This is a genomic window from Fredinandcohnia onubensis (assembly GCF_002734285.1).
Classification (GTDB): domain Bacteria; phylum Bacillota; class Bacilli; order Bacillales; family Bacillaceae_L; genus Ferdinandcohnia; species Ferdinandcohnia onubensis_A.
The window spans coordinates 1-14492 of the sequence record NZ_NSEA01000036.1; the positions used below are offsets into that span (position 1 = coordinate 1).

Consider the following 14492-nt stretch of genomic DNA (forward strand, 5'->3'; position numbering starts at 1 on the left):
TCAGAAGAGGTGAGTCGGAATGTAGTCCTGATTGCGACAAAACTTTGGAAATTAAGTAATTGCTACCACAATTTGACTTATATATATTACAATAGAATGTAAGGGATTACACAGAGCAAAAGGGATAGGACTCCTTGTCTCTTTCGCTCAATTAAGGGCTATAAGGAGATGTAGAAATGGAGAAAGTGAATAAAATTCCAGGTGCACTCATGGATTGGATTATTAAAACGTTAAACAGTGGCGTTAACCCTGAAGCGATTGTGGATGCAATGATTCGAAAAGGCTATGATCCTAAATTATCATATACCACTCTGTTTCGAATCGTTGGAAATAAACCGATAAACACACCAGGTGTGCATGCTCCATATGAATATGAACAGCCCGAAATCGCGAAAAAGGGAAGTGTTTTACATACAAGTGACCGTGAAATTAAGGTCCTCTCAAAAGTAGAAAAGCCATTTATTTTACATTTGGATAACTTCCTAAGTTATGAGGAGTGTGACCAGTTGATTGAAATGTCACGAAGTCGCCTTAAGCCTTCAACTGTCATTGATCCAAAGACTGGTGAAGAAAAAGCAGCTACTGGTCGAACCAGTAAAGGTATGTCTTTTTATCTGCGAGAAAATGAGTTTATTAAGAAAGTAGAAAATAGAATTGCGGAATTAACGGAGTTTCCGATTGAAAATGGAGAAGGGCTCCAGGTATTGAATTATGGAATTGGTGAGGAATACAAAAGCCATTTTGACTATTTTCCGTCGAGTAAGGTAGACCCCGATAAAGGTGGTCAGCGGGTGGGGACGTTCCTCATCTATTTAAATGATGTATCTGCAGGGGGAGAGACTGTTTTTCCTAAAGCAGGCGTTTCGATTGTTCCGAAGAAAGGGTCTGCTGTCTATTTTCAGTACGGAAATAGTAAGGGTGAGGTAGACCGGATGTCCCTTCATTCGAGTATTCCTGTGTCTGAAGGTGAAAAATGGGTTGCAACCAAATGGATTCGCCAGGAGAATATATATAGGCACTAAACGAAATGCATTCAATTAGAATTGTCATTGTAATCATGATATAGTTAAACTAATAAATTAAAGTAAGCTAAAATTATAGATTTTGAAAATACGAAAATGAAGTGTGTCAGTGCATAGAAAGGTGTGTGAACTATGGATAAAGTACAAACTTTTAAAGACGTCATGGGGAATTATCCGACAGGTGTAACGGTTGTAACGACGACTGATGAAAATGGGGTACCACTTGGTCTCACAGTAAACTCATTTGCCTCTGTTTCATTAGATCCAACATTGATTTTATGGTCAATTGATAAGCGAGTGTCCACTTACGATATTTTTACAAATGCGGATAAATTTGCGGTTCATGTATTAGCTGGGGACCAAGGGGATATTTGTGCCCTTTTTGCAAGCAAGGGGACAGATCGATTTGGTAATTGTGAATGGGAAATGTCCGATAACAATCTTCCAATCCTTAAGGGCACTGCGGGAGTATTACATTGTAAAACTCATAAGACGATTGAAGCGGGTGACCATACAATCCTAATCGGTGAAGTGGTAGAGATTGAAAATTATAGTAAAGCACCACTTCTTTATCACAACCGTAAATTCGGCAATATTCCTGGTGAATTTTATAAATAATCATTTGGGTACCTTTCCTTATTTGGAAAGGTATCTTTAAGTTAAAATAACTCTTAAATGAAGCGAGTGGCTTTATGTGAAACTCATGTCAACATTTATGGATAGTTTGCGATTACCGAATAAGGCAGCAATGAAGCGACTGAATAGGTTGGAAATGAGAAATACAATCCTTTTCCTCCTGCTATTATTGTTTATAGTCGCACTTCCAATTGAAATCAACTTACTTTTGGATGACTCCTATAAGGACAGCGGTATTCCTCAAAATATTTATATCATTCAAGTCCTCCTTTTTTACCCATTTTTAATGCTATTTTTAGGAATGGCAGGTATTTCTGCTTTAGCGGGAGCGGGTTTAGGAGTCAGTAAGGTTACACATCGCCATTTGAAATTTCAATTTCTGTGGAAGATGTGTGCGTTTGCGTTAACAAAACCAATAATTATTTTTGCGGTTGCCAATATCCTGATTGGTACCCATTGGATTGTGAATACCATTATATTTATTTTGTTATTTTATACGATTCTACGGATGATTTTTCATTATCCGAGTCGAGTGAGAAAACATACGTAAAAAGAACCGGTGAGCCGGTTTTTTTTATTGCAGGAAAATATTTGAAACTTTTTGTGTGAAATATCGTACATACATAATGGATTAGATTAAGAGATTTGGTTTCAATTTGTTTGCCGGTCTCCTAGGGAATTGATAAAGGAGGAGGAAGATCATTATGGATGCTTTTTTGAAAGTAGATCATTTAAAGAAGTCTTTTAAAAATGTAGAGGTGCTAAAGGGTATTTCCTTTGAAGTCTATAAAGGAGAAATTATGGCGATTCTTGGTCCAAACGGTGCTGGGAAATCAACCACGATCAGGAATATCATGGGGATTATGTATCCGGATGAAGGCTCTATTACTTTCCAAGGACATATGGAAATACCTCGAAATAAAATCGGATATTTACCAGAGGAACGTGGACTTTATAAAAACGTCAAGGTAATGGACATTCTTCTATATTTGGCTGAATTAAAGGATTATCCCGTAAAGAAGGCCGAGGAACGTGCTCTTACCTACTTGAAAAAATTCGGGCTAGAAGGGAAAGAAAATTCATCTGTTGAGGAACTATCCAAAGGTATGGGACAAAAAGTACAATTTATTGCATCCATCTTACACGAACCTGAGTTTCTCATTCTGGACGAACCATTTTCAGGACTCGATCCAGTAAGCCAAGAATTATTTAAAGAAGAAATTAGGAATCTGGCTAAAGGCGGCACTGCAATTCTATTATCCTCTCATCAAATGAACCTAGTTGAGGAAATGTGTGATCGGTTATTTCTGATCCATCGTGGACAAAAGGTTATCTATGGATCGATGGATAATGTAAAGAAAGAATATGCCAATTTTAAATGTACCATTCGCGGTAAAAACAATTTGGAAGTTCTGCAAGGCCTTCCTGAGGTTCAACGGGTAGAACAACAGGAGGAAACATCAATCTTGTACCTGACAAAGGATGTTAAAGTTGCAAGTTGGTTAAAGCATTTACCGGATCAACTGGAAATCAATGAGTTATCCATCGACCGAATCTCCCTACATGAGATATTTATTGATATTGCAACGGATAAGAACATGCTGCGAGAGGAGGTTGTTATAGATGCGTAATGCCATGAAAGTAGCCAAATGGGAAGTAAGAAGAAATATGAAAAATAAGTCCTTTTTGATTGGCTTATTCCTAACACCCGTTTTATTCTTAGCTTTTATGTTCTTAGGAAGTATTTTTGGAGAATCAGAGCCCGAGGAAGAAATTTCAACACGTGTTTTAATTAGTGATGAGCTTGGAGTTACTGAAGTCATTGAAGAAACAGTCGCTGCACATGAACTGAATTGGGAGCTCGAAACAACGGAAAAAGGCTTTGAAGAAATCTTAGAAGAACTGAAAGAGGCGGAAAATACAGCGTTTATCATGTTCGAGCAGACAGGTTTTGATAATGGTGTGATTCCAGTTCATACAAGTGAAGAAATAAATCCATATTTTATGAATCAGGTTCAAGTATTAGAAGTTCCATTAAAAACCATACAAATGAAAAAACTTGGGCTCTCAGAGGAACAATTAGCTGCATTCTCTAAACAGCTAACGTTTGAGGAAACATTCGTTGATGAGAAAGAGGAAGCTGTTGAAGAGGAGTCCGACTTGGTGGGAAAGGATCCTCTTGAACGAATTATACCAGGCGCTTTTGCAGGAATTATTCTACTTTCGATTATTTTCTCAGGAATGTACATTTTTCAAAGTGCATCTCAAGAGAAGAAAGATAAGGTTGCGGAAATTGTATTATCGTCCCTTACTGCAGCTGAGTTGATGCAAGGAAAGATTATCGGGTATTTCATATTAGGTATGATTCAAGCAGTTGTATTTCTTGGCTTTGGAATACCGATTGCACTTTGGAAGCTGGATATTCCTATTTTAGACTACTTAATGGGTCCAGAAATTTTATTATTTGTTTTAATAGCAATTTTAGGGTATCTCTTATTTGCGGCACTGTTTGTAGGTGTCGGTGCAACGATGGCTGATATGTCATCAGCGGGTAATTTTCAAGGTATGGTTATGATGCTACCATTTTTGCCTTTTGTATTTATTGGACCAGTAATTGGAGATCCAAGCGGTCTAATTGCACAAATCGGAACCTACATCCCGTTTACAGCTCCGGGAGTGTTATTATTGCGTCTCACGTTTTTAGAAGAATGGCCATGGATTGAAATTGTTATATCTTTAGTCATTTTAATTGTGAGTATATGGCTATTTATGAAACTTGCAGGAAAAATATTCAAAACAGGTATACTTATGTATGGTAAAAATGCAACTCCAAAGGAAATTTGGAAGTGGATTCGTTCCTAAGTAAAATACCACAAAGTGGGGTGTGAAAATGGGTCTTTTATTTTTGGCCATAGGAATCGCGGCTGCAGGTTATTTCATCGGCGATGGCTTAAAAAATTTTAAAAATCCTGAAGCGAAGGGTGTAATGGAAAAGCTTGAGGAAGATGATTTATACGAACTGATTAAAGAAAAGGATATCGCTTATCATATTGGGGTCTCAAAGGAAGATGCAAAGCAATTGATAAAGGAACATCCTGATATTCCTCATATCGTATTAAACGGAACGGTGTATTACCCAAAGAGTAAATTAAAGCAATGGTTATCAAACTTAGGTGAATAGCGGAAAGGTCCTTCGATAAATAAATTACCAATCCTGTGAAACACTATCACTAGGTGAATGTGTAAGGAGGATCTTAATGGAAAAGGACATGCAATACGGAAGTGATTATAAATTTATCCCGGCAACCTCTATAGGGAGTGGAGTCGGAATACAGGTAGTACCGGATATTTATTCGCATACCATCCAAATCGTGAACTTTATATTGGTTGGCGAGCCAGGTACATCGGATTATGTGATTGTGGACGCGGGAATGCCAGGTTCTGCGGAGGAAATGATTGCCGTATGTGAGGAACGCTTTGGCAAGGATAGTCGACCGAAGGCGATTCTTTTAACACATGGCCATTTTGATCATGTAGGTGCAATCATTGAATTAGTCGAGCACTGGAATGTACCTGTTTACGCTCATGAATTGGAAACGCCATTTTTAACAGGGCAAGAAAGCTATCCTGAACCAGACTCGTCGGTTGAAGGGGGGATGGTGGCGAAAATGTCACCGTTATTTCCGAACGAGCCAATCCAATTGGGAAGTCATGTGGAAAAGCTGCCATCGGACGGAACTGTTCCTCATTTGCCGGAATTTCGTTGGATTCATACGCCAGGGCATGCGCCAGGGCATGTATCATTTTTCCGGGAAAAGGATCGCGCACTTATCGTGGGTGATGCATTTGTGACAGTGAAGCAAGAGTCCTTGTATAAGGTGTTCACGCAAGAACTGGAAATCAGCGGTCCGCCAAGATATTTAACAACGGATTGGCAGGCAGCAAAGAGATCCGTTGAAACATTAGCTAAGTTAAAACCAACTGTTGCCATTACCGGACATGGTTTGCCGATGACCGGTGAACTGTTAGAAGAATCCCTAACAAGATTAGTTAGAGATTTTGACCAAATTGCAATTCCAGACTATGGCCGATATGTAGATGAAAATATTCATTAGAAAGGAAACCTGGCTGTCTTAAAAAGCCAGGTTTCTTACACTTAAATGGGACACGGGGACAGGTCCACTGTCCCAACCCTAAGTAAAAAATGGTGGGACAAGGAACCTGTCCCTCTGTCCCGGAGTAAGTTAAATGTTTCATAAAGAATCTTTTATATAGTATATTTTAAAGTAGAATGATTTGGTGAGAGAGGGGAATATGGTGAATATCTCTTCGTTGTTATTAGGGTTGGTTATGGTCTTAAACATTGTTTTCGCCGTAGTTGTTATCTTTCGTGAAAGAAGAGATGCCAGTTCGACTTGGGCATGGTTATTAGTACTTTTCTTTATACCAGTAGCCGGCTTCATTTTGTATTTGCTATTAGGTCGAAATTTAACACGCGATCATCTCTTTTCATGGGATGATTTAAAGAAGAGTGGGATTGAAGAAGTTCTAGAAAAACAAAAAGAACTGATTCGTACACAAAAATTCCTCTTTAATAATCATGTTACAAAAGATAATCAAGATCTCATTTATATGAACCTTAAAAATGACCAGGCATTGTTCACAAAAAACAATGCCGTGGAAGTTTTTACGGATGGACAACAAAAATTCAGACGCCTATTTCAGGATATTGAGGAAGCAAAGGAATCGATTCATTTGCAATATTATATTATTAAGAATGATAATCTTGGTCGAAAACTAATGGCGCATTTAACTAAGAAGGTTAAAGAAGGTGTTATGGTCCGCGTTCTTTATGATGAGCTAGGTTCTAGAACATTGACGAAACGTTTTTTTAAAGAGTTTCGTGAAGCAGGAGGTCTAGTTGAGGTCTTTTTCCCTTCGAAACTACGGTTTATCAATTTGCGGATGAACTTTCGAAACCATCGGAAATTGGTCATTATTGACGGGAAGGTTGGTTACGTAGGCGGATTCAACGTCGGTGACGAGTATTTGGGTTTGAACACTAGGTTCGGATATTGGCGAGATACACATTTACGCATAAGGGGAAATGCTGTTGACACCATGCAGGCTCGCTTCATTTTAGACTGGAATCAAGCATCCCGTGATTATGATATTATGTATGATCCTGAACTATTTCCAATCGAAAATGTCCGGTTAGGCAATGTCGGGATTCAAATTGTTACAAGTGGGCCGGATTCGGAGTTTGAGCAGATTAAGAATGCCTATATTAAAATGATCTATTCAGCGAAAAAATCGATATATATGCAGACGCCTTATTTTATTCCAGATAAAAGCTTACTCGATGCACTAAGAGTGGCGTGCCTTTCAGGGGTTGAAGTGAATATCATGATTCCTGATAAACCAGACCACCCTTTCGTTTATTGGGCGACCATCTCGCATATCGGAGAGCTGCTACCAGTTGGAGCAAATGTATATATTTACAGCAATGGCTTTATTCATTCAAAAACACTTGTTGTTGACGAAGAAATTTCTTCAGTTGGTACAGCGAATATCGACGTAAGAAGTTTTAGGCTAAATTTTGAGGTAAATGCGTTTTTATATGATGAAAATATTTCTAAAGAATTAACAGCTATTTTCAAAGAAGACATAAAGCTTTCTAAATTACTGACATTTGATGAGTATGGAAAAAGAGGCGTTAATATAAAGTTCAAAGAATCCATCTCAAGACTTTTGTCCCCAATCCTATAGTTTACAAAACGATGGTGTGGCTTATCTTGAAAAAAGTGTAAGCTGCATCGGTTTTTTATATTTGAAATTGTCTAAAATTAAGGTAGGATTTATTTTGGGGGGAGTTTCTTTGAGTTTAATGGATATGAATACAGAAGTGTTTTACAAAATTAATGGGTTAAGCGAAGAGTTATCATTTTTAAATCAGCCAATGATTTATATAGCGAGTTACACCTTGTATTTCCTTATTCTAGCAGTGATTTATTACCTAATTAGAGGCTCACAAAACCGTATCATGTCGGTCAGTGCTTTGATTTCGGTAGGGGTAGCGGTACTACTAGGGAGAGTGGCTGGAATGTTTCATTCCAATAATCAGCCTTTCGCTGAACTGCCAAATGTCCATCAATTGATTGAAAAAGCAGTTAATAATTCATTTCCAAGTGACCATACGATGATCTTTTTTGCGGTTAGTTTTACTTTTTTCTTGTTTAAGAAACAGGGTAGATATCTTTGGATGGCACTTGCATGCTTAGTAGGTTTTTCACGAATTTGGGTGGGGGTACATTATCCAGGCGATATTATCGTAGCTGCCATTCTAGCCATGCTTTCGGCGTATCTCTTATTCGTGACAGTATCAAAGATCAAATTACGAAATCGAAAAGAGCAGCTTGAGTTTTCAATCACAAACGAAAAAGATTTCTGAAAAATGAGTAATATCCGTTGTTTTTACAGATGTTTTCGATAGAGTAAATGCGGATATTTTACAAGCATTAGGGGAAATATAGAAAGTAAATTTTTTCGTCTAAGAGAACGGCGATGTAAGAGGGGACCACGTCCTTATCGTATTTTGATAATGACGTGGTTTTTTGTTTTTTGAAAACATGCCCTCCTAGGATAGAACAATAAAATATGGAGGAATAGGTATGAATAATCATTTAGTATTGCAGACCGATTTTGGAACGAGTGATGGGGCTGTAAGCGCAATGTATGGTGTTGCACTATCGGTTCATCCAGAGCTTCCGATATTTGACCTAACCCATGACATCTCGCCGTTTAATATTTGGGAAGGCTCTTACCGGCTTTTTCAGACTATAAAGTATTGGCCGGAGGGGACTGTATTTGTTTCTGTCGTGGATCCAGGCGTTGGTTCTGATCGTTTAAGCATCGTGGTGCAGACAGAGACGAACCAATATATTGTGACGCCTGATAACGGAACGATTACTCATATCAAGCGGGTGTTTGGAATTAAGGAAGCGAGAATGATTGATGAAAGTAAAAACCGTTTACCTTTTTCAGGTGAATCATACACCTTTCATGGAAGAGATGTTTATGCCTATACAGGGGCTAGGCTTGCTTCTAGAGTTATCACTTATGAAGAGGTCGGGCCAACAGTTCCGGTAGAGTCCTTAGTGGAATTGCCTGTTTTGGAAGTGAAAGTTGATAATGACGCAATTATTGGGAATATTGATATCCTAGATGTCCGCTTCGGTAACCTTTGGACAAATATTGACAGAACCCTTTTTAATCAACTTGGTAATAGGTATGGTGATACCTTCGAAGTTATCATTAATCGTGAAGGAAGTAATGTATATAAAAGTACGATGAAATATGGGCGTTCCTTCGCTGACAGTGAACTTGGGGATCCACTACTCTATATAAATTCTTTAGACAAAATCGGAGTGGCTCTTAATCAGGAGTCCTTTGCTGAAAAATTTTCAATTGGTACTGGTGCAGAATGGATAATTAAAATCCGGAAAACAAACTAAAACACCGTTCAGATAATGAACGGTGTTTTTTTACGTATTATGTTAAAGGCTTATTTTGCTTTAATAGGTTTGAAGCGGGAAGCGTGATGATTTTTCCTCCGATTTGTACATGGATGGAATCATTAAATATTGCTTTTACTATCCCTTTTAGCTGGACAGTCGAATTAACCGCGATCTCTTTTTTGGATTCATTATTGGTGGTCATGGCAATTCCCCTCTCAGGTTTTTATATTTAGAGGCTTTAAAATAAAAACATTATATCCCATAATTATGAAAACTATACGTGTAAAATTAATATTTTATCTTATTTTACCTTGAAAATTTTGTCTTGTGCAAGTTTGACGAATTGGTTATTCTTTCTTTTTTGGCGACCCTCGGTAAACTGCTTCTCGAAGCTCTACTGCATACTTATCAAAGTACGGCACCCCCATTTCGGTAGCAATACGTAATTCTTTTTCAATGTCATATGGAACACGAACAATTTCGATTGAAAAAGGTGCGACTTCCCTTGATTGATAGTTCCCGTGTAGTATTGCAAAGGTTGCATGTACCGTATCAAGCGGGTTACCAACACTTCCTACATTTAAAAGGGTTTGCTCTGTATTCATTGGTTCTATCAAGGCTGCATGAATATCTCCGAAACCAATAATGTCTGGCGTCTTTTCCTCTAATGGAGTAATCCATTCAGAGTGATCAAACATTGCCCTTTTCTCCTCGTCGGAATGAATCATGGGGACAACACGGTGGTGGACGCTTTTAGCAGAGGCATGGTACAATCGGATGTATTTCCCGCTCATATAAAAATCATAATGGAAGGGAAGGGTTCCTAAGTATGAAAGGCGTTCTTTACCAAGTTGATTTCGGTGCCATGTGATTCCGTCATCAGGATGTTCATTTTGAATAAAGTCATCCCAATTCCCTAAAAGCACGACCTCACACACTTCTTGAATCCGGTCAACCGCGGCGGCTGAATTTGGCCCTTTTCCTACAAGGTCTCCAAGACAAATGATGGTCTTGATTTCACGAACTTTTATATGTTCCAAGACAGCTTCAAGTGCTGTCATATTTCCGTGTATATCGGAAATGAGCGCAATGCTCATGCTAAAGCCCCCTTGGTTTTAGTTATAGTAATCTAATAATAAAATAGATTGAAAATTTTGTCATTATTAAATTAGCTAAAATTGCTAAATATTCTTTCCATCTATGTTTCGTGTGTTTAGAATGAAGAAAAGGGGGAGAGCGCTGTTATGGTTCAAAGGGTGATTTTATTTAGTATTATATGTTCGACTTTTTTGTTAGCTTCTTGTTCATCTAAAGAAATGAAGGAAGTTGGGGGAGTTGCATACGGGAATCACAATATTGAACAGAAAGAAGAAACGATTCCAAACGCAAGATTTTCTGTTGATCGATCCTGGAAAAATGAATACTTTCTTGAAATAAAAGGGGAATCTCCTTACTTAGAAAAAAAGACCGTAACGTCCATGCAAAAATGGCGGGAGGAGATTATTGAATTCTCAAAAACTCAAGAAAATGTGTATATCAATGGTCCTAATAAAAAACAAGTAGCTTTAACGTTTGATGATGGGCCAGATAGTACGGTGACATCAGCTGTGATTGGGGTTTTGGATCAATATGGGGTTAAAGGGAATTTCTTCTTTTTGGGAAGTGAAGCCGAGAAGCATCCAGAGGTAGTGAAAGAAGCCTATGAAAATGGACATCTTGTTTTAAGCCATAGCTACCATCATGTTCAATTAGATCAGTTGTCCGAACCTGAAATTCGTAATGAGATGGAGCGGGCAGGAACTGCGATTGAAGAGATTATTGGTCAAGAGCCCGCATTGCTAAGAACGCCGTACGGCTCAACTAATGAATTAGTGGCAGAGGTAGCAAAAGAAAATAATGTCTCAATCATTCTTTGGTCAATTGATTCACTTGATTGGGCTCAACGAAGTACGGATGTCATTTCCTCCAATGTACTTTCTAATATTCGTAACGGTGACATCATACTCATGCACACAGACGCCGATGAGTACGATACATATGAGGTCTTGCCAAGTATCATTGAAGAATTACAAGAGCAGGGCTATGAAATAGTGGACCTCGAAGCATTGCTTGGCCTACCAGCCTATCAATAAAAAAAAGAATCGTAGGCATCATTATAAATGAAACCTACGATTCTTTTTATTTTATTATCTGATGTCTACTTTTCCGCTATTCACTTCAATATTCACATCATAGGTACCTGCACCATGTTTACCTTCAATGCTGCCTTTATTTCTTGTGGAGTCATCAAGGGAAAAATCATTCGTAATATATCCGCTATTTGCTTTACCGTATAATGTAAAATCAGCATCATTAGGTAAGTCAAGGTCAAGTAAGCCAGAGCGAACATCTGCCTCAATGGAATCAGTTAGTTTCGAAATGGTTGCTTTTAATCGTCCAGAGCGCACTTCAGCTTCAAGTTTTCCCTCATACTCATCAATGGTTACATTCCCAGAACGAACATCAATTTCACCACTTTTTGTAGTAAGCTTCTCAATTCTAGAATTTCCCGAAGCTACATTGTGTGTAAAATGTTCAACAGAAAGGTTTTCCAAACGTAAATTTCCAGAATGAACATCGGCTGAGAGTTCATTCATTTTCATAGGTTTCCCATCAAATTCTAAATGGCCAGAGCCGACCCTAAGCGAAAGTTCTTTGTCGAAATCTTCCGGGATATAGACGGTAAGTTTCGTATTGTCAAAGAAAGGGAACCCGCTCCAGTTGAAGAACCCACGTTCATATGTGACTTCTATTGAGTCACCGCTTTTTGAAACATGAACTTCACCTTTCCCTTTTAACTCGGCTTTTACGTCATCACGATTTTCAGGGATAACGGTCGTGCTAATTGATGTTATATCGATTTTGATTTCATCAATTCTTTCCGTAACATTAGCTGAGTCTCCAGAATTCCCAAAAGGAAGCCCCGGGATTCGGTAGAGGTTTGTCATTACGAGATAAACCCCAATAAGAATGAAAAATATAATTAAGATTTTCTTCATTTTTCTAACCTGCCTTTATCATTTATTCTATCCTTATCATAAAAGAGGAATAAAAATTAAGTAACGCACCACCGATATATTTCCAAATAGGACCTGAGGCGTATTAAAAGAAAAAAGCAGATTGCTTTCATACAATCTGCTCTACGTTGGTGATTTACGATTCTATTTTAACCCAGTCCTGCGACCATTTTTGAATTTCATCCATCAAAGGTTTTAAGGCCAGCCCTTTTTCGGTTAACGAATATTCAATGCGTACAGGGGTTTCTGGGTACACATGCCTTTTTACAATACCTTGATTCTCCAGATCTTTGAGTCTTTCTGAAAGAACTCTTCCACTAATTCCAATCGATGATTCAATTGTACAGAAACGCTGTGGACCTGAAAGAAGTTGATAAATAACGAGTCCTGTCCAGCGTTGGCCAAGTAAACTCATAGCTTTTTCAAATTTAGGACAAATTACATTTGAATCCATATTTCCTTCACCCCTATACCTCTATTATAGCGCATTGTAAGAAATTATAAACTTACTTGACATAATCTAATTACGAAAATATAATTACTTACATAAAGTAAGTTAATAAACACGAAACTTAGGAGGCATAAAAATATGAAATATCAACGCCCACCATATACATTTGTAGAACTTGTAGAATTAAAGGTAACCGACTTACAGCGTTCTTTAACGTTTTATCAAAATATAATTGGATTCAAGGTATTAGAGCAATCTGAGAGAAAAGCGCTTTTAACTGCAGACGGTAAAACAGCATTGTTATCAATTGAACAGCCTGAAAACATAACGCCTAAGGAGCCACGCCGTACAGGACTTTACCATTTTGCATTGCTTTTACCATCCCGTGCAGAGCTTGGAAAAGTACTTTATCATTTAGTTCAAAATAATATACCAATTGGTGCGTCTGATCACGCAGTAAGCGAAGCCCTCTACTTAGATGATCCAGATGGAAATGGAATTGAAATTTATGCAGACCGTCCCGACACAGAATGGGAATGGTCAAATGGTGAAGTGAAAATGGTGACAGAACCTCTTGACGGGCAAGGTGTGCTTGCTGCTGCTAATGGAGAAAAATGGACTGGACTACCAGAAGGAACGGTCATGGGCCATATTCATATGCATGTATCTGAACTAGCAAGAACAGAGGAATACTATACCAAAGGCCTTGGTTTTGATGTTGTAACTCGTTATGGAGGCATGGCATTATTTATCTCAACAGGCGGATATCATCACCATATTGGTCTCAATACATGGAATGGTGTTGGGGCACCTGCACCATCTGAAAATAGTGCTGGGATTAAGAGGTTTACGCTAGTATTACCAACTGAAAGTGCATTACAAACAACCATTGAAAACCTAAAGAAAATTGGCGCATATGTTCAAGAAGAAGATGGAGTCATGATAACAAAAGACCCTTCTGACAATAAAATAAAACTTGTTGTGGCATAGGTGACAATGGATAAAGTAGCTATCTTCGGGTAGCTGCTTTTTTATTAGTAGGAATAAGTTACACCTAAACAACTACTAGGTTGCTAGTTTTGTAGGAATGAATATGATATAATTGGAAATGTATGGTAGGCCTTTCTGTGTTTAAGGAAGGCCTCTATTTTTATATGCAAAAAAGGAAGGGGAAATAAAATTGAAGGTGGAAATGAAATTTTGCAGAGTATTTGATCCTAGCAAGGAGGATATCTACTATGAGCCATAAGGATTATTTTAACGATCAGCTCCAGTATATCGATCAACATTTGCAGGAATTAAACAATCTCTATTCTTCCTCCACACCACTTAGGGAAAGGAATCGGACTTTCTTTAGTTCATATGTCAGTGAACTTAAAAGCTATGTAGAAAATGGTGCAGTTGAACCCATACCTAAGGTTTTTATTGGAACAAAGGTAACGGTTATGTTTGATGGGGAAGACGATACAGAGGATTATTATATATGTTTACCGAAACAATCTGACCCGGATGCCGGATGTATCTCATTTTTATCGCCGGTTGGAAGACAATTGTTATTGTGTAAAGTAAGCGACAAAGTATTGCTGAGTACACCAGCGGGAGGCCTTCCTGTCAAGATTCAAGATATCGCATTTGCAGGAAACTTAATTTTGCAGTAATAGTGCTGAGAATTTAATTAAGCGCTTACAATCCACTTCTTTTAATGTACGTATAAAAGGAAGTGGATTTTTGCTTGTTAAATCGTGAATAATTCGTTAAAATAGCCTTTATATTGAATAGAAAAGTGATGATAGGAATCAGTAGCAGCTTA

At 38.0% G+C, this 14492-nt stretch carries 17 protein-coding genes and 1 other annotated feature (1 of these 18 running past the window's edge); of the genes, 13 read left to right on the forward strand and 4 right to left on the reverse strand.

All coding sequences use genetic code 11. From position 1 onward, the window contains the following. The first annotated feature begins 176 nt into the window (after positions 1–176). The 10 genes from CKJ95_RS22680 (at position 177) to CKJ95_RS22725 (ending at position 9172) form a co-directional block, all read left to right on the forward strand. Positions 177–1022, forward strand: a complete 846-nt coding sequence (locus CKJ95_RS22680) for a 2OG-Fe(II) oxygenase (RefSeq protein ID WP_099355725.1) — start codon at positions 177–179, stop codon at positions 1020–1022. Between the two features lie 132 nt (positions 1023–1154). Continuing rightward, complete coding sequence (locus CKJ95_RS22685; protein ID WP_099355726.1) at positions 1155–1640, forward strand: flavin reductase family protein; 486 nt, start codon at positions 1155–1157, stop codon at positions 1638–1640. Between the two features lie 85 nt (positions 1641–1725). Continuing rightward, positions 1726–2208, forward strand: coding sequence for a DUF1189 domain-containing protein (locus CKJ95_RS22690; RefSeq protein ID WP_257215907.1), 483 nt, complete (start codon positions 1726–1728; stop codon positions 2206–2208). 154 nt (positions 2209–2362) lie between these two features. After that, entirely contained in the window at positions 2363–3289 is a 927-nt protein-coding gene (locus tag CKJ95_RS22695; protein ID WP_099355728.1) for an ABC transporter ATP-binding protein, read from the forward strand. Then, positions 3282–4520, forward strand: a complete 1239-nt coding sequence (locus CKJ95_RS22700) for an ABC transporter permease (RefSeq protein ID WP_099355729.1) — start codon at positions 3282–3284, stop codon at positions 4518–4520. Before CKJ95_RS22695 ends, CKJ95_RS22700 begins: the two co-directional genes overlap by 8 nt. 28 nt (positions 4521–4548) lie before the next feature. Continuing rightward, a complete protein-coding gene (locus CKJ95_RS22705) occupies positions 4549–4839 on the forward strand; it encodes a DNA-binding protein (RefSeq protein WP_099355730.1) in 291 nt (96 codons plus the stop codon). Between the two features lie 76 nt (positions 4840–4915). Then, positions 4916–5773 carry an MBL fold metallo-hydrolase gene (locus CKJ95_RS22710; RefSeq protein WP_099355731.1) on the forward strand — a complete coding sequence of 286 codons (858 nt, stop codon included), beginning with the start codon at positions 4916–4918 and terminating at the stop codon, positions 5771–5773. Positions 5774–5975: 202 nt separating this feature from the next. Next, positions 5976–7427 carry a cardiolipin synthase gene (gene cls / locus CKJ95_RS22715; RefSeq protein ID WP_099355732.1) on the forward strand — a complete coding sequence of 484 codons (1452 nt, stop codon included), beginning with the start codon at positions 5976–5978 and terminating at the stop codon, positions 7425–7427. Between the two features lie 118 nt (positions 7428–7545). Then, positions 7546–8109, forward strand: a complete 564-nt coding sequence (locus CKJ95_RS22720; RefSeq protein ID WP_257215908.1) for an undecaprenyl-diphosphatase — start codon at positions 7546–7548, stop codon at positions 8107–8109. Positions 8110–8329: 220 nt separating this feature from the next. After that, positions 8330–9172, forward strand: coding sequence for an SAM hydrolase/SAM-dependent halogenase family protein (locus CKJ95_RS22725; RefSeq protein WP_099355734.1), 843 nt, complete (start codon positions 8330–8332; stop codon positions 9170–9172). A 37-nt stretch (positions 9173–9209) separates the two neighbouring features. Here the strand turns inward: CKJ95_RS22725 and CKJ95_RS23630 are convergent, their stop codons facing one another. Then, entirely contained in the window at positions 9210–9377 is a 168-nt protein-coding gene (locus CKJ95_RS23630) for a hypothetical protein (RefSeq protein WP_165918242.1), read from the reverse strand. A 145-nt stretch (positions 9378–9522) separates the two neighbouring features. Continuing rightward, entirely contained in the window at positions 9523–10272 is a 750-nt protein-coding gene (locus CKJ95_RS22730) for a metallophosphoesterase family protein (protein WP_099355735.1), read from the reverse strand. 147 nt (positions 10273–10419) lie between these two features. Here CKJ95_RS22730 and CKJ95_RS22735 point away from each other — a divergent pair, with 147 nt between their 5' ends. After that, positions 10420–11307 carry a polysaccharide deacetylase family protein gene (locus CKJ95_RS22735; RefSeq protein WP_099355736.1) on the forward strand — a complete coding sequence of 296 codons (888 nt, stop codon included), beginning with the start codon at positions 10420–10422 and terminating at the stop codon, positions 11305–11307. A gap of 54 nt (positions 11308–11361) precedes the next feature. On the opposite strand, the gene liaG is transcribed toward CKJ95_RS22735, so the two are convergent. Together liaG and CKJ95_RS22745 are read right to left on the reverse strand one after the other, a co-directional pair. Next, positions 11362–12213, reverse strand: coding sequence for a LiaG family protein (gene liaG / locus CKJ95_RS22740; RefSeq protein ID WP_099355737.1), 852 nt, complete (start codon positions 12211–12213; stop codon positions 11362–11364). A gap of 154 nt (positions 12214–12367) precedes the next feature. Continuing rightward, complete coding sequence (locus CKJ95_RS22745; protein ID WP_099355738.1) at positions 12368–12685, reverse strand: winged helix-turn-helix transcriptional regulator; 318 nt, start codon at positions 12683–12685, stop codon at positions 12368–12370. A 135-nt stretch (positions 12686–12820) separates the two neighbouring features. On the opposite strand from CKJ95_RS22745, the gene CKJ95_RS22750 reads away from it, so the two are divergent. Next, positions 12821–13672 carry a VOC family protein gene (locus tag CKJ95_RS22750; protein WP_099355739.1) on the forward strand — a complete coding sequence of 284 codons (852 nt, stop codon included), beginning with the start codon at positions 12821–12823 and terminating at the stop codon, positions 13670–13672. A gap of 248 nt (positions 13673–13920) precedes the next feature. Further along, a complete protein-coding gene (locus CKJ95_RS22755; RefSeq protein WP_099355740.1) occupies positions 13921–14340 on the forward strand; it encodes a GreA/GreB family elongation factor in 420 nt (139 codons plus the stop codon). 119 nt (positions 14341–14459) lie between these two features. Continuing rightward, positions 14460–14492: a binding site (T-box leader), on the forward strand (it continues 191 nt past the right edge of the window).

Bases quoted from the DNA above. Each gene is read 5' to 3' on its own strand.
- CKJ95_RS22680 (WP_099355725.1), top strand. From the start codon at position 177: ATGGAGAAAGTGAATAAAATTCCAGGTGCACTCATGGATTGGATTATT.
- CKJ95_RS22685 (WP_099355726.1), top strand. From the start codon at position 1,155: ATGGATAAAGTACAAACTTTTAAAGACGTCATGGGGAATTATCCGACA.
- CKJ95_RS22690 (WP_257215907.1), top strand. From the start codon at position 1,726: ATGTCAACATTTATGGATAGTTTGCGATTACCGAATAAGGCAGCAATG.
- CKJ95_RS22695 (WP_099355728.1), top strand. From the start codon at position 2,363: ATGGATGCTTTTTTGAAAGTAGATCATTTAAAGAAGTCTTTTAAAAAT.
- CKJ95_RS22700 (WP_099355729.1), top strand. From the start codon at position 3,282: ATGCGTAATGCCATGAAAGTAGCCAAATGGGAAGTAAGAAGAAATATG.
- CKJ95_RS22705 (WP_099355730.1), top strand. From the start codon at position 4,549: ATGGGTCTTTTATTTTTGGCCATAGGAATCGCGGCTGCAGGTTATTTC.
- CKJ95_RS22710 (WP_099355731.1), top strand. From the start codon at position 4,916: ATGGAAAAGGACATGCAATACGGAAGTGATTATAAATTTATCCCGGCA.
- CKJ95_RS22720 (WP_257215908.1), top strand. From the start codon at position 7,546: ATGGATATGAATACAGAAGTGTTTTACAAAATTAATGGGTTAAGCGAA.
- CKJ95_RS22725 (WP_099355734.1), top strand. From the start codon at position 8,330: ATGAATAATCATTTAGTATTGCAGACCGATTTTGGAACGAGTGATGGG.
- CKJ95_RS23630 (WP_165918242.1), bottom strand. From the start codon at position 9,377: ATGACCACCAATAATGAATCCAAAAAAGAGATCGCGGTTAATTCGACT.
- CKJ95_RS22730 (WP_099355735.1), bottom strand. From the start codon at position 10,272: ATGAGCATTGCGCTCATTTCCGATATACACGGAAATATGACAGCACTT.
- CKJ95_RS22735 (WP_099355736.1), top strand. From the start codon at position 10,420: ATGGTTCAAAGGGTGATTTTATTTAGTATTATATGTTCGACTTTTTTG.
- liaG (WP_099355737.1), bottom strand. From the start codon at position 12,213: ATGAAGAAAATCTTAATTATATTTTTCATTCTTATTGGGGTTTATCTC.
- CKJ95_RS22745 (WP_099355738.1), bottom strand. From the start codon at position 12,685: ATGGATTCAAATGTAATTTGTCCTAAATTTGAAAAAGCTATGAGTTTA.
- CKJ95_RS22750 (WP_099355739.1), top strand. From the start codon at position 12,821: ATGAAATATCAACGCCCACCATATACATTTGTAGAACTTGTAGAATTA.
- CKJ95_RS22755 (WP_099355740.1), top strand. From the start codon at position 13,921: ATGAGCCATAAGGATTATTTTAACGATCAGCTCCAGTATATCGATCAA.